General features: G+C 57.8%; 13 protein-coding genes. 5 read left to right on the top strand and 8 right to left on the bottom strand.

All coding sequences use genetic code 11. From position 1 onward, the window contains the following. Window positions 1-137: 137 nt before the first annotated feature. Window positions 138-2,753, top strand: a complete 2,616-nt coding sequence (gene mutS, locus R1W01_RS07405; protein WP_297755177.1) for a DNA mismatch repair protein MutS — start codon at window positions 138-140, stop codon at window positions 2,751-2,753. Here the strand turns inward: mutS and R1W01_RS07410 are convergent, their stop codons facing one another. The 3 genes from R1W01_RS07410 to hrcA are packed head-to-tail and all read right to left on the bottom strand — an operon-like array spanning window position 2,754 to window position 5,479. Then, window positions 2,754-3,803 carry a TPM domain-containing protein gene (locus R1W01_RS07410; RefSeq protein ID WP_297754767.1) on the bottom strand — a complete coding sequence of 350 codons (1,050 nt, stop codon included), beginning with the start codon at window positions 3,801-3,803 and terminating at the stop codon, window positions 2,754-2,756. Window positions 3,804-3,843: 40 nt separating this feature from the next. After that, window positions 3,844-4,404: a nucleotide exchange factor GrpE gene (locus tag R1W01_RS07415; RefSeq protein ID WP_297754764.1), complete on the bottom strand. Its 561-nt coding sequence runs from the start codon at window positions 4,402-4,404 to the stop codon at window positions 3,844-3,846. A 10-nt stretch (window positions 4,405-4,414) separates the two neighbouring features. Next, complete coding sequence (gene hrcA, locus R1W01_RS07420; RefSeq protein ID WP_243613461.1) at window positions 4,415-5,479, bottom strand: heat-inducible transcriptional repressor HrcA; 1,065 nt, start codon at window positions 5,477-5,479, stop codon at window positions 4,415-4,417. 114 nt (window positions 5,480-5,593) lie between these two features. On the opposite strand from hrcA, the gene rph reads away from it, so the two are divergent. The 4 genes from rph to R1W01_RS07440 are packed head-to-tail and all read left to right on the top strand — an operon-like array spanning window position 5,594 to window position 8,422. Then, the gene (rph, locus tag R1W01_RS07425; protein WP_243613460.1) at window positions 5,594-6,307 is read left to right on the top strand and encodes a ribonuclease PH; all 714 of its coding nucleotides are present in this window, start codon (window positions 5,594-5,596) and stop codon (window positions 6,305-6,307) included. Then, window positions 6,304-6,915: an RdgB/HAM1 family non-canonical purine NTP pyrophosphatase gene (rdgB, locus tag R1W01_RS07430; RefSeq protein ID WP_297754759.1), complete on the top strand. Its 612-nt coding sequence runs from the start codon at window positions 6,304-6,306 to the stop codon at window positions 6,913-6,915. The genes rph and rdgB overlap by 4 nt, the downstream gene beginning before the upstream one ends. Further along, a complete protein-coding gene (gene hemW / locus R1W01_RS07435; protein ID WP_411028158.1) occupies window positions 6,878-8,065 on the top strand; it encodes a radical SAM family heme chaperone HemW in 1,188 nt (395 codons plus the stop codon). Before rdgB ends, hemW begins: the two co-directional genes overlap by 38 nt. A 3-nt stretch (window positions 8,066-8,068) precedes the next feature. Further along, the gene (locus tag R1W01_RS07440; RefSeq protein WP_243613457.1) at window positions 8,069-8,422 is read left to right on the top strand and encodes a YbaN family protein; all 354 of its coding nucleotides are present in this window, start codon (window positions 8,069-8,071) and stop codon (window positions 8,420-8,422) included. Here R1W01_RS07440 and R1W01_RS07445 read toward each other — a convergent pair. From R1W01_RS07445 to mnmE, 5 genes are read right to left on the bottom strand one after another with little or no spacing between them, the layout of a single operon-like run. Next, complete coding sequence (locus R1W01_RS07445) at window positions 8,412-9,308, bottom strand: ParB/RepB/Spo0J family partition protein (RefSeq protein WP_297754753.1); 897 nt, start codon at window positions 9,306-9,308, stop codon at window positions 8,412-8,414. The genes R1W01_RS07440 and R1W01_RS07445 overlap by 11 nt on opposite strands. A 24-nt stretch (window positions 9,309-9,332) precedes the next feature. Continuing rightward, on the bottom strand, window positions 9,333-10,142 hold the full coding sequence (locus R1W01_RS07450) for a ParA family protein (protein WP_243613455.1): 810 nt from the start codon (window positions 10,140-10,142) through the stop codon (window positions 9,333-9,335). Then, window positions 10,135-10,761, bottom strand: coding sequence for a 16S rRNA (guanine(527)-N(7))-methyltransferase RsmG (gene rsmG / locus R1W01_RS07455; protein ID WP_411028151.1), 627 nt, complete (start codon window positions 10,759-10,761; stop codon window positions 10,135-10,137). Before rsmG ends, R1W01_RS07450 begins: the two co-directional genes overlap by 8 nt. Further along, entirely contained in the window at window positions 10,758-12,629 is a 1,872-nt protein-coding gene (mnmG, locus tag R1W01_RS07460) for a tRNA uridine-5-carboxymethylaminomethyl(34) synthesis enzyme MnmG (RefSeq protein ID WP_297754746.1), read from the bottom strand. The genes rsmG and mnmG overlap by 4 nt, the downstream gene beginning before the upstream one ends. Before the next feature lie 3 nt (window positions 12,630-12,632). Continuing rightward, window positions 12,633-13,931 carry a tRNA uridine-5-carboxymethylaminomethyl(34) synthesis GTPase MnmE gene (mnmE, locus tag R1W01_RS07465; protein ID WP_297754744.1) on the bottom strand — a complete coding sequence of 433 codons (1,299 nt, stop codon included), beginning with the start codon at window positions 13,929-13,931 and terminating at the stop codon, window positions 12,633-12,635. Window positions 13,932-13,937 lie beyond the last annotated feature (6 nt).

Here is a 13,937-nt window from a genome sequence, read left to right on the forward strand (position 1 = left end):
CAAGGGCGTGTGGGCCTCAACTGTCTTGGCATCTGCGTGACACTTTCGCCTTTCGTCCGGCGCGTCGGGTTTGTTATGAAAAACAGACCACAGGGGGAATTTCAGACGTGAACGCAGCGAAGCCAGCCGTCACGCCGATGATGGCGCAGTATCTCGAGATCAAGGCAGAGTATCCGGACGCGCTCTTGTTCTATCGCATGGGCGATTTCTATGAGATGTTCTTTGACGATGCCGTCGCCGCGGCGGAGGCGCTTGATATTGCCCTGACCAAACGGGGCAAGCATGACGGGGCCGATATCCCGATGTGCGGCGTTCCGGTGCATGCCGCCGAGGGCTATTTCCTGACCCTGATCCGCAAAGGATTCCGTGTCGCGGTCTGCGAGCAAATGGAAAGCCCCGCCGAGGCCAAAAAGCGCGGGTATAAGGCGGTTGTGAAGCGCGAGGTTGTGCGGCTTGTCACGCCGGGGACGCTTACCGAAGATTCCCTTCTCGATGCGCGGCGCCATAACTTTCTTGCCGCCTATGCTGTTGTCCGAGACGCGGCCGCACTTGCCTGGGCAGATATTTCCACCGGCGCGCTTCACGTGATGCCGGTTTCGCCTCTGCGCCTTGGTCCGGAACTCGCCCGCCTTGCGCCGTCTGAACTCCTCATTGCGGAGGGAACAGAGACGGATTTAGGTGAAACAGTCTCTGATCTTGGGATTCCGCTCACACCGCTTTCGCGCGGGTCGTTTGACTCGACAGAAGCCGGAAAGCGCGTCGCGGGACTATTTAAATCGGCCTCTCTCGACGCGTTCGGGTCGTTCAGCCGGCCAGAAACCGGGGCCCTTGGTGCGATTGTCGACTACCTCGACATGACGCAGAAGGGAAAGCTCCCACTCTTGCAGCCACCCCAGCGCGAAGCGACGAAGGGCGTGATGCTCATCGATGCGGCGACGCGGCGGAATCTCGAGCTCACCCATGCGCTTTCAGGGGGGCGTGCCGGTTCGCTTCTTGCCACGATTGACCGGACGGTGACCGCTGGGGGCGCGCGGCTTCTGGAACAGCGTGTCTCGAGCCCATCTCAGAAAATCGATATCGTGCGGCAGCGGCTCGACTCGATCGATCACATGGTTGAAGATCGTGCGCTTGCCAAGGATTTGCGTGAAGCACTGCGCAAAGTGCCCGATCTTGATCGCGCTCTATCGCGTCTTTCTCTTGATCGCGGGGGGCCGCGTGATCTTGCAGCGATCCGAAATGGGCTTGAGCAGGCCGAAGCGCTTCATCGACGGCTTGAGGATATGGCGCTTCCGGATGCTCTTACCGCGGCGGTGCGCGCCTTGAGCGGACATGAAGCCCTTCTCGATCTGCTCGATCAGGCGCTCATCGCAGAACCGCCCCTTCTTGCGCGGGATGGCGGATTTATCGCGCCGGGCTATGATGGCGAACTTGATGAAAGCCGAGAGCTTCGTGACGAAGGGCGCGGCGTCATCGCGGGGATGCAAGCGCAGTATAGTGAGGAGACGGGGATTTCTTCGCTCAAGATCAAGCATAACAACGTGCTTGGCTATTTCATCGAGACCACTGCGACGCATGCCAAGAAGATGTTGTCCGAACCCTACTCCGAGACTTTTATCCATCGCCAGACCACGGCAAACCAGGTGCGCTTTACCACCGTCGCTCTCTCGGAAATGGAGACGAAGATCCTCAACGCTGGGAACCGGGCACTTGAGATCGAAAAGCGTCTCTATAACAGCTTAAAAGACTCTATTCTTGCGTCGTCTGCTGCGATCTCTGCGGCCTCGAAAGCGCTTGCGGAGATCGATCTTGCCACGTCCCTTGCGGGTCTGGCGGTCGAGGAAGGCTGGTGTCGGCCGGATGTCGATGAAAGCCGGGATTTCCATATCGAGGGCGGCCGTCATCCGGTTGTTGAAGCGGCGCTTCGTCAACAGGACGGGGCGCCATTTGTCGCCAACGATTGTAATCTTTCCGGCGGCGATGAGGGGCGTATCTGGCTTCTGACCGGTCCAAACATGGCCGGTAAATCGACCTTCCTTCGACAGAACGCTCTGATTGCCCTTCTTGCACAGATGGGGAGCTTCGTACCTGCAACCAAGGCGAAGATCGGGATTGTTTCACAACTCTTCAGCCGGGTTGGAGCGTCGGATGACCTTGCGCGCGGACGGTCGACTTTCATGGTCGAGATGGTCGAAACGGCGGCGATCCTAAATCAAGCGGATAATCGGGCGCTTGTTATCCTTGACGAGATCGGTCGCGGTACGGCGACCTATGATGGTTTGTCGATCGCTTGGGCGACGCTTGAGCATTTGCATGACGTGAACACGTCGCGCGCCCTGTTTGCCACGCACTATCACGAGATGACCGCGCTTTCGGAAAAGCTCGACGGGGTCGAGAACGCGACGGTGACCGTTCGGGAATGGGATGGCGAGGTCATTTTCCTTCACGAAGTGAAGAAAGGTGCGGCGGATCGGTCCTATGGTGTGCAGGTCGCTCAGCTTGCCGGTCTTCCGCCCGTGGTCGTTGAAAGGGCGCGCGTTGTTCTGGAGGCCCTGGAAAAGGGCGAGCGGGAGGGATCTGGGCAGAAGGCGCTTATTGATGATCTTCCTCTTTTTGCGAACACCCCGGCGCCCGCCCCGGCAGCGGCGAAAGGGCCTTCGGAGGTTGAAGAAATGCTCGACGGGATCCACCCGGATGATCTTTCGCCGCGTGAAGCGCTTCAGCTCTTGTATGATCTCAAGGCGAAGCGGGTCTAGTTACCAGCTCCCGCTCGCGCCGCCGCCGCTTGAGGAGCCGCCGCCGAACGAAGAGGAAGAGGAGGAGGATTCCGTGACGCGCGGGATGGTGCGTTCTTCGGAATATTCATGGCCACAGTGGAGGCAGTGATAGTCGATCCGCTTGAGCCCCTCCGAGGACTTCGTTGCGCTTCGGATCACGGTTGTGTCGCCTTCAACGGTGCGGAAACTACAGCTTGGGCAGGCGCCATAGGACGAGAACCACGCGCGATAGGCCTCGATCTTGATGTGATCGCAGGTCGGACACTTCCAAACATCGTAGTCCACGCTCTTGAGGGTTTCCTCCATGATCTGCCCCGGCACAAGCCGCGCATCATCGGCATCCTCGTCAAGCCGGACCATCTTTTTGCCGTCGCGCAGGCAATACCGCGGTTTGTTGCGTTTCCAGCGGAAATAGAGACGCACTGGGACCAGAAGAAACGGCGCGAGAATGGCGTAGATCCAGTTGCCGATCCAATCCAAAAACCGTTGAAAAGCGCTGAAGGCGCGCTCTGCCCGGGAGGCATCATATTCCCCCGGCCAGTACCCCGTCAGATCGTGGATCACCGAGTCCACGCCAACCGAAATGCCCTCGGCGTAGTTGTCCTCTCTGAAATACGGAAGAATGTCACCCTCGATGATTTCCTTCATCGCGAGGTTCTTGTTCATTCCATAGCCCGCACCAACCTCGATCCGCATGTGGCGGTCGTTGCGGGCGATGAGCATCATCACGCCATCGTTGCGGTCCGCGTTCCCGACACCCCAGTCATTGAAGAGCCCGGTTGCGAAAGGTTCGATGGGGCCATCGTGGCCATAGTCTCGCATGGAGCGGATCGTGATGACCGTGAATTCGATGTCGCGTTTGTCCCGCAATTCCTTCAGGCGGGAGCGGATATCAGACTCGATCTCATCAGGAAGAAGATTGGCGAAATCGTTGACGTAGATTTCGCGATAGTCGGGGTAGTTGACCTGCGCCCCGACCGATGTGGCAGAGAACAGGAGGCAAGACAGTAAGATCTGAAGAAGACGCAAAGAGAAAGACCCCCGAACGATACGGGGGTCTTTTATCAGATTAGCCGGGGTTTGACGACACGCCAACCTGGGCCGGCCGCAAGAGCCGATCATGAAGCATGAAGCCCTCGGCAGAAACCTGAATGATTTCGCCAGCAACCGTGCCGGGCAGCGGGGCTTCGAACATGGCTTCATGCACTTGCGGATCGAATTTGTCGCCGACTTGCGGGGAAACGACTTCGATCCCGTGTTTCTTGAACACGTTGAGCAGCTCTCGCATCGTCAGTTCGATGCCCTCAATCAGCGCGGCAGACGCTTCTTTCTGTTCATCGGTGATCGTCTCGAGCGCGCGCTTCATGTTGTCATAGACCGGGAGCATGTCGCGGGCGAGCTTGGAGCCGCCATATTGCTCGGCATCGCGGCGCGCCTTGTCGCCACGCTTGCGCGCGTTTTCTGCATCGGCCAGCGCCCGCATGAACTTGTCTTTGTAGTCGTCGCGCTCGGCCCGAAGTTCGTCCAGTTCGACCGCTTCGTTCTCAAGCTCATCAAGGCTCTGAGACATTTCTTCTGCCTCCGCCTGTTCGATGTCGTCCAGGAAATTATCGTCTTTCGGCTCTGCCATTGTTCTACCTCTAACCCCGGTCGGAGATCAGCTTGCCGACCAGTTGTGCCGTGTAATCCACAATCGGAACGATGCGCCCATAGTTGAGGCGTTTGGGTCCGATGACCCCGACCGCACCGACAATCTTTCGATCCGCGTTCATATATGGAGAGACCACCAAAGAGGAACCCGAAAGTGAAAAAAGTTTGTTCTCGGAGCCAATAAAAATGCGCACACCGTCGCCTTCTTCGGCGAGTTCGAGGAATTCGGCGATATCGCGCTTGCGCTCAAGATCATCAAAGAGGGTTCTGATGCGCTCGAGGTCGGCTTCTTCGGCCTCTCCGCCTAGCAAATTCGCCCGGCCACGCACGATCAGGCGCTCTTGTGTTTCGCCATCATTCGCCCACAGCGCAATACCATTCTCAACAAGGTCGGCAGCGAGGGAATCGATTTCCTGACGGCGGGCCTCGATTTCTTTGCGGATCACTGTGCGTAGGTCAGAAAGGGTTCGGCCCTCCATCACCGCGTTGAGAAAGTTCGCTGCTTCGCGCATTGAGCTTGGTGTTTGACCCGGCGGCGGTGTGAACAAGCGGTTTTCGACATGGCCATCTGCAAACACAAGCACGACAAGTGCACGATCTGCGGCGAGATTCACGAACTCGATATGCTTAATCGGTGCCTCGTGCTTTGGTGCGAGGACAAGAGACGCGCCATGTGTCACGCCGGACAGCGCCGAGCCGATCCGGTCAAGCATGCCCCCGACATCCGAAGAATTGCTTCCGAGAGTCGCATCGATCTTCTGTCGGTCGCTCACGTCGAGATCGGACACCTCGAGAAGGCCATCCACGAACATGCGCAGACCTGCCTGTGTCGGGATTCTCCCGGCGCTCACGTGAGGGCTGTCGAGAAGACCAAGATACTCGAGATCCTGCATCACATTGCGGATCGTCGCGGCAGAAACCTTTTCGGACATGGCGCGCGTCAGGGTGCGCGATCCCACGGGATCGCCGGTATCGAGGTAGCCTTCGACCACCCGACGAAATACTTCACGGGACCGGTCATTTAGCTCTTCGAGGAGGCGGGCGCTATCACTCATGTTTCTTTCCTGTCTTCCTTGTCATTAAAGTGCGCCACGCTCAAAGGTCAATCGGGGTTGCGCTTATGGCGGAGGGGCCTGTATCCCGTGGCCAAGCAACAAAGGATTTTCACGATGCGCCCTTCTGGAAGACAACTGAATGAAATGCGTCCGATCTCGATCGAGACCGGGGTGACGAAACATGCGGAGGGTTCCTGCCTCATCAAGGCCGGGGATACGCATGTGCTCTGCACCGCGACGATCGAAGATCGCGTGCCTCCGTTTATCAAAGGCTCTGGTCTCGGCTGGGTCACTGCGGAATACGGGATGCTGCCGCGCTCGACCTCGAGCCGGATGCGGCGCGAGGCAACCGCCGGCAAACAAGGCGGGCGAACCGTCGAGATTCAGCGCCTGATTGGACGAAGCCTGCGCGCCGGGGTCGACCGGGTTGCCCTTGGTGAACGTCAGATCACTGTGGACTGTGACGTGATTCAAGCCGATGGCGGGACGCGTTGCGCCTCGATCACGGGCGGTTGGGTTGCGTTGCGCCTTGCGGTCAACAAGCTGATGAAGGCTGGCGATGTGATCTCTGATCCGCTGGTTGAGCCGGTCGCGGCGGTGTCCTGCGGGATCTACGCGGGTCAGCCGGTGCTTGACCTCGACTACCCGGAGGACTCCGAGGCAGGTGTTGACGGAAACTTCATCATGCTCGCCAATAAGCAACTTATCGAGGTGCAGATGAGCGCTGAGGGGGCGACCTACTCCCGTGCACAGATGAATGAACTTCTCGATCTTGCCGAGAAGGGCGTTGATGAGCTTGTCGCGGCGCAAATGGCAGCTGTGAAATGACCCGGAAGTTCGACGGCAACCGCCTTCTGGTGGCGACACATAACAAAGGCAAGCTTGAGGAGGTCGCGCATCTTCTTAAGCCCTTTGGTGTGTCGGTCGTCGGCGCGGGTGAGATGAACCTACCGGAACCTGCAGAAACCGAGGACACATTCGTCGGCAACGCCCGGATCAAGGCCCATGCAGCGGCGAAGGCGACCGGGCTCCCTGCCCTTTCCGACGATAGCGGGTTGACGATTGATGGTCTCGACGGCGCGCCGGGCGTTTACACGGCCGATTGGGCCGAAACTGGCAATGGCCGGGATTTCGCGATGGCGATGACGCGGGCGCATGATGAGCTTGTCGCGTGCGGCGCGGCGAAGCCCTGGACGGCGCAGTTTCGCTGCACTCTCGTTCTTGCGTGGCCGGATGGGCATGACGAGGTATTCGAGGGCGTCGTGCCGGGCGCAATTACCTGGCCAATGCGGGGCAAAGATGGCTTTGGCTATGATCCGATCTTTGTTCCTGAAGGCCACGACGTGACCTTTGCCGAAATGGATCGCTGGGAAAAGAACAAGATGAGCCACCGCGGTGATGCGGTCGCCAAGTTCGTTGCGGGCTGTTTTGGCTGAGGATTGGCGAAATGGAGGCTTTGGCCTCTACATCCATTGGCCGTTCTGTCAGGCCAAGTGCCCCTATTGCGATTTCAATAGCCATGTGTCGCAGAAAATAGACCAAAAGCGCTGGCTTAGAGCCTATTTGTCTGAATTGGACCGGGTTGCAGAGCAGACCCAAGGCCGGGTTCTACAAACCGTTTTTTTCGGTGGTGGCACGCCGAGCCTTATGGATCCCGAAACGGTCGCCGCAATCCTAGAGCGCGTGCGGCGCCTCTGGCCGGCCGCAAATGATCTTGAAACCACGCTCGAAGCCAATCCCGGCTCTGTTGAAGCCGGTCGGTTCCGCGCCTATCGCGATGGGGGCGTCAATCGGATCTCAATGGGGATTCAGGCGCTCAATGATCGTGATTTGAAGCGGCTAGGACGAATTCATACGGTCGATGAGGCGAAGGCAGCGTTTGAAATCGCCCGAAACACGTATGAAAGGGTCAGTTTCGATCTGATTTATGCCCGACAGGAGCAAACGCTGGACGAGTGGACCGCAGAATTGCGCGAGGCGCTTTCTATGGCGATTGATCACCTGTCCCTCTACCAACTCACGGTCGAACAAGGCACCGCGTTTGGCGATCGCTACAATCGCGGAAAGCTGCGAGGATTGCCCGAAGAAGACCTTGCAGCGGATATGTACGAGATGACGCAAGAGATCTGTGCAGACTACGGCTTTGATGCCTATGAAGTGTCGAATTTCGCAAGAACAGGGTCTGAATCTCGGCATAACCAGATCTACTGGCGCTATGGAGATTATGCGGGTATTGGTCCCGGCGCCCACGCGCGGCTTACACTCGATGGTCAGAAATATGCGATCGAAACCTGGAAAATGCCGGGGAAATGGCTTGAGGCTGCGGAGGCTGGGAATGGCGAGTCTCTGAGCGAGGCAATTGATCGCAGCGGCCAAGCTACGGAATTTCTGTTGATGGGCTTGCGCTTGTCAGAAGGCATTGATCTCCTACGTTATGAGGAACTTGCCGGCGAGCCGCTTGCTACCGGGAAACTTGATGCAATGCGTGAGCTTGGTATGATTGTTGTTGAAAATCAAAGACTTAAAGCAACACCTCAAGGCAGACTCGTGCTCGATTCTGTTCTGACCGAGCTTTTGGGCGGGTAGAGTATGCGCTTTCTCTGGGCCGCCCTTGGAATACTCTGCCTTCTGCTCGGCCTTGTTGGGGTTGTTCTCCCGCTGTTGCCAACAGTGCCTTTCTTGCTCCTCGCAGCATTTCTTTTCGCGAGGTCGTCAGAAAGGCTCCACAACTGGCTTCTATCGCACCCAAAGCTCGGGCCGCCCATCGAAGACTGGCAATCACGCGGCGCGATCAATCCCTCCGCGAAGCGGCTCGCAACTGTCTCTATTGTGGCTGTATTTGCGCTATCGCTGGCGCTTGGGCTACGGCCATTGATCCTTGGGATTCAAGCCGTGACCCTAAGTTGTGTGCTTATCTTTATCTGGACTCGACCTAGCTGGTAGCGCTTAGGATGCGGCAGAGCTCATCAAGCTCGTCAAGCGAGGCGTAGTTGATCGAAATCTTGCCAGTCTCGCCACCTGCCTTGTGGTCGATTTGAACTTTCATCCCAAGATTCGCGGAAAGATCGCCCTCCAACGCAACGGTATCAGCGTCTTTCTGCGCTTTCGGCGCAGGAGCTTTGGCCGGCTTGTTCTTTTGCTCGCCCGAAGACTTTGCAAGCGCTTCGGTCTGGCGCACTGAAAGACCGCCTTTGACGACCTTTCGTGCCAGCGCGGAGGGGTCTTCCGAGGTGATCAGGGCGCGCGCATGCCCCGCGCTTAGGTCGCCATCTTTCAGCATCTTTTGCACATCATCGGGAAGTTGCAGCAAACGCATCAAGTTCGCGATATGGCTTCGGCTCTTGCCGAGTGCCTCGGAGAGCTTTTCCTGGGTATGACCGAAACGGTCCATGAGCGCGCGATAGCCTGCTGCCTCTTCGACCGGGTTCAGATCGGCGCGCTGAATATTCTCGATGATCGCGATCTCAAGAACTTCGGTATCATCATAGTCGCGGACAACCACCGGAAGTTCATGTAGCTTGGCCATCTGGGACGCACGCCACCGACGTTCGCCCGCAACGATTTCGTAGTCTCCAGAGGCCAGTTCGCGCACGATCAACGGCTGAATTACGCCTTTTTCCTTGATCGAAGACGCGAGTTCTTCGAGTTGAGACTGGGTGAAATCGCGGCGCGGCTGATCTGGGTTCGGCTTGATTTTCTCAATTGGCACCGTCATGTCGGCGCGGCGGACCTCGCCAGACTGCACTTTGGCCTGATCTTCGTTCACATCTGCCATAAGCGCGGAAAGGCCGCGCCCCAAACCCCGGTTCTTGCCTTTTTTCTCAGCCATACTCGCCCCTTCGTCGTGCTGCGTTTACGCAGCGACTTTTAGATGTTTTGCCAATATCTCGCGCGCGAGGGCGCGATACGCCTCTGCCCCCTTGGAAATTGGATCATAATCCAAGACCGGTTGTGCAAAGGACGGCGCTTCGGACACGCGCACGTTGCGCGGGATCTTCGTTTCGAGGACCAATTCGCCGAGGTTGTCGCGGGCGTCCTGCTCAACCTGCTGTGAAAGGTTGTTGCGCGCATCATACATCGTTAGCACAACGCCCTCGATCCGCAGGCCCGGATTGGCCGATTGGCGTACCTCTCGCACGGTCAGCATCAGTTGCGACAGACCTTCGAGCGCAAAGAATTCACTTTGAAGCGGGATCAAAACCGAATTCGACGCAATCATCGCGTTGACCGTCAAAAGGTTTAGCGACGGCGGGCAATCAATCAAGATATAGTCCCAGCCAAAGGCATCCATCGCGGGCTGGCGCAAGGCGTCGTGAAGAAGGAAGCTCCGCTTCTCGTTCGCGATCAGCTCGATATCCGCCGAGCTCAGGTCCACGGTCGCGGGAATGATGGACATACCTTCGGTTTCGGTCTTCTGGATCACCTCATCAAGGGCGACATCATCCAGAAGGAGCTCATAGGTTGTCAGATCACGATCACTTGGGTCTATGCCAAGGCCAGTCGAGGCGTTGCCCTGCGGATCGAGGTCTACGATCAGAACACGGCACCCTTCCGCAGCAAGCGCGGCGCCTAGGTTGATCGTGGTCGTGGTCTTGCCAACTCCGCCCTTCTGGTTTGCAATCGCTATGATTTTTGGGCCTTTGGGCCGTGTGGGATCAGGCACGCCGAATATCTCCAAGCTTTAAAATAACAGCTTCTGGTTCGGATATACTTGTAATCACCTCGTGGGTGAAAGACCACGATTCCTCGGCCTGCCGCAGTTCTTTTTGCCAGGTGACGCCTTTGGGAAACAGGGCGGTGCCATCTGATTGCAGGTGCCGCTCAGCAAATTCGCAAAGTTGAGAAAGATCCGCCAACGCACGGGCAGACAAGATATCTGCCTTCTGGCGATCGGCCTGTTCGATTCGCTTGGTCAAAACGGTCGCCGAGACGCCTGTCTCGCGCAATACTGTGCGTAGGAAGGCGCATTTTCTCTGGTCGCTCTCGATCAACGTCGTCTTCTGGGCCGGATCTTTTTCCGCCGCGAGAATAGCGACAACGAGACCCGGGAAGCCACCGCCGCTGCCAATATCAACCCAATGATCGACGGGATGCAGAACGAGATCGAAGATCTGCGCGGAGTCTAGGATGTGACGATCCCACAGTGTTTCCAGCGTCGATCTGGAGACGAGATTGATCTTAGGGTTCCATTTCTGAAGAAGATCAGCGAGCAGGCGCAGGCGATCCGATGTTTCACGTGAAACATCGAGCGACTCCAGAACGCTATCTTCCCCAGAAATCACGCGATTTTGCCCTTCTTGGCCTGACGAATCTTCGCAAGGATGAGAGTCAGGGCGGCTGGCGTCATACCATCAACGCGTCCCGCCTGACCAAGATTTGCGGGGCGCGTGCGGCCAAGTTTGGCTTTGAGTTCGTTCGAAAGCCCTTCGACGGACTGGAAATCAAAATCTGCGGGTATTGCCTGACCTTCATCGCGCCGCATCGCTTCGACATCGCGTTTCTGTCGTTCTATGTAATTCGCATAGAGCGCGTCGCGTTCAAGTTGCTCGCGCGCTTCGTGGTCAATTGCCTCGAATCTCGGATCTAGCGCCACGACGTCGTCGAAACCGACTTCAGGAAATGCCAAGACCTGAAACGCTGTACGGCGGTTGCCATCTTGATTGACCGCGATACCCGCTGCGTTGATTTCCTTTGGGGTATAGCCCTGCTCTTCGAGAAGTTCGCGGCCAGCGGTCAGGCGGTCGAGCTTGTCAGAGAAGACGCGCGTGCGGTCTTCCCCCACGAGACCAAGGTCAATACCGATCGGCGTCAGGCGCTGGTCTGCGTTGTCGGCCCGCAAGGACAGGCGGAACTCGGCTCGGGATGTGAACATGCGATAGGGCTCGGTCACGCCGCGGGTGATTAGGTCATCAACCATGACGCCGATATAGCTCTCAGCGCGGCTGAAGGTGCGAGGCTCGCGATCAAGCGCGGTCAGAGCGGCATTCAGACCAGCGACGAGGCCTTGCGCAGCGGCCTCCTCGTAGCCCGTTGTGCCGTTGATTTGGCCGGCAAGGTAGAGGCCAGGGACGGACTTAAGCGCAAGCGTGGCGTCGAGCGCGCGGGGATCGACGTAGTCATACTCGATCGCATAGCCTGGCTGAAGGATTTCGCAGTCCTCAAGGCCATAGATCGAATGCACGTAAGCTTCCTGAACGTCCTGCGGCAACGAGGTCGAAATGCCGTTAGGATAGACGGTGCTGTCATCAAGCCCCTCTGGCTCAAGGAAGACTTGATGAGAGGACTTGTCGGCGAAGCGTACAATCTTGTCCTCGATCGAGGGGCAGTAACGCGGACCCACCCCCTCGATATGACCGCCATACATCGCAGAGCGTTCGAGGTTTTCCCGGATGATTTCGTGGGTGCGCTCATTCGTGTGGGTGATCCCACAAGAGACCTGCCGCGCAAAGGGAGCGCGGTTCAGGAAGGAGAACATCACCGGATGATCGTCGCCAGGCTGGGCATCAAGGAGATCCCATTTGATTGTCTTACCGTTCAGGCGCGGCGGCGTGCCCGTCTTGAGGCGCCCGAGTGGGAGCGCAAAGCTATCAATCCGCTCGGCAAGTCGAACGGATGGGGCATCACCCATACGACCACCGGGACGCGAGACATCACCAATATGGATCACCCCGCGTAGGAATGTACCCGTTGTCAGAACAACAGAAGACGCGCGGACCTCGGATCCATCCCCGAGAACCACGCCACGCACGGCCTCTCCGTCCATCAAAAAATCCGCGGCTTCGCCCTCAATCACTGTCAGGTTCGGGGTATTTAGCACCTCCGCCAGCATCGTTTCGCGATAGATCTTGCGGTCTGCCTGCGCGCGGGGGCCTTGGACAGCGGGGCCCTTGCGGCGATTGAGAAGACGGAATTGAATGCCTGCCCGATCTGCGACGCGTCCCATCAATCCATCAAGGGCATCAACCTCCCTCACGAGATGCCCTTTGCCAAGACCTCCGATTGCGGGGTTACAGGACATCACTCCAATCCCAGAGGTCTTAAGGGTCACCAGAGCGGTCTTCGCGCCGACACGCGCCGCTGCATGTGCGGCGTCTGCACCGGCGTGTCCGCCGCCAACAACGATGACGTCAAAATGTTTCACGTGAAACACTCCTTACTTTCCGATGCAGAAACTCGAGAAGATCTCATCCAGCAGGTTCTCGACATCTACGCGACCCACAATCGAATCCAAAGCCCGAATCGCACTTCGCAGTTCTTCTGCCGCGATCTCGTAGTGGTCTGCCCCAAGCGCGAGCACAGCCTTGGCGGCAGCAAGGCTCTCGCTTGCGCGGCGCATGGCAATCCGGTGTCGTTCGCGCGTGGCAATCCCAGAGCGCGCGGCGCGCTCAGACAGGACCGATGTAATATCAGAAACGAGATCGGAAACCCCCTGCCCTGTGAGGCCAGAGATTCCGTCCTTCTGATCCGCAAACCTGTCTACCTTCGCACGCCGCACGAGATCTCCGGGACGGGGTTCAAAATCGGGCGTGTCCTCGCCCTCAATAAGGAAGACACAAAGGTCAGACGCAAGCGCTCTCTGCTTGGCGCGCTCAATCCCGATCCCTTCAACATGGTCCTCGGTCTCGCGAATACCTGCAGTATCGAGCAATGTCACGGGAAGACCATTGAGTTCCATCCGAACTTCGATGACATCCCGTGTTGTGCCTGCATATTCAGAGGTAATCGCAGCCTCACGACCAGCCAAGGTATTGAGAAGAGTAGATTTTCCAACATTTGGAGCGCCAACAATGGCTACCTCGAAGCCCGTTCTAATCCGTTCTGCCGTATCCACGCCGATGATCTCGGTGGCGAGGTCCTGGCTTACGGTATCAAGGAGCGAAGAGACCTCGGGTGTGACATCAACGGGCACATCTTCATCCGCAAAATCAATCGTTGCCTCAATCAATGCAGCGGCACGGATCAGGTTCTGTCTCCATCTCTCGGCGAGCGACCCAAGATCTCCTGAGAGCACGCGCAGCGCCTGGCGCCTCTGTGCCTCGGTTTCGGCTTCGATCAAATCGGCAAGCCCCTCGACCTGAGCAAGGTCAAGACAACCGTTCTCGAGGGCACGACGCGTGAACTCGCCGGGCTCCGCAAGACGTAGGTCTTCGATATCCGAAAGCTCTCGCAGCACGGCGTTTACCACGGCGACGGAACCGTGCAGATGCAGCTCGATCACCTCTTCGCCTGTAAAGCTATTCTTTTCGGGGAAATAGAGAACCAGCGCCTGATCGAGGCGATGCCCGGCCTTATCGCGCAAGATGCGCAGCGAAGCCATCCGAGGTTTCGGCAGCTCGCCAAAAAGCACAGCTCCTGCACTAGCCGCGGCGGAACCGGATATCCGAATGACAGCGACCCCCGCTTTACCGGGGGCCGTTGCAAGAGCAAAGATTGTATCAGCCACATGGGCCATGACAGT

The organism is Shimia sp. FJ5 (assembly GCF_032918335.1).
Classification (GTDB): domain Bacteria; phylum Pseudomonadota; class Alphaproteobacteria; order Rhodobacterales; family Rhodobacteraceae; genus Shimia; species Shimia aestuarii_A.